The sequence below is a fragment of the Photorhabdus sp. RM71S genome, from assembly GCF_042879355.1.
Classification (GTDB): domain Bacteria; phylum Pseudomonadota; class Gammaproteobacteria; order Enterobacterales; family Enterobacteriaceae; genus Photorhabdus; species Photorhabdus kayaii.
This window is the reverse complement of record NZ_JBHFKV010000323.1, coordinates 1-223: the sequence shown is the minus strand read 5'-3', so window position 1 is coordinate 223 and position 223 is coordinate 1. Positions and strand designations below refer to the sequence as shown.

Sequence of the window (223 nt, the reverse complement as noted above, 5' to 3'; positions counted from 1 at the left end):
CCTTGAAATTTCTTTTGTGCTAGGGCAACTAGCAAGACCAAGCGGATCAATCCAGTTCGCCGGGTTATGAACATACGAATAGGGATTCGGACCCCCATTTAGCCCGATCGGGTCTTCGGCACTATCCCGACGCCATCATACTCTTTAGGCCACTTTTCCCTTTGATTTAGCAGCCTTTTTCTCCGCCGCTTTTTCCCACCCTGTTAAAGAGCATGCCAACTCG

General features: G+C 49.8%; 1 pseudogene. It reads right to left on the bottom strand.

Annotated elements, in window-relative coordinates:
• Positions 1 to 114: pseudogene (locus ACGF5R_RS25065) on the bottom strand (RHS repeat-associated core domain-containing protein); the annotation flags it as partial.
• Positions 115 to 223: the final 109 nt, after the last annotated feature.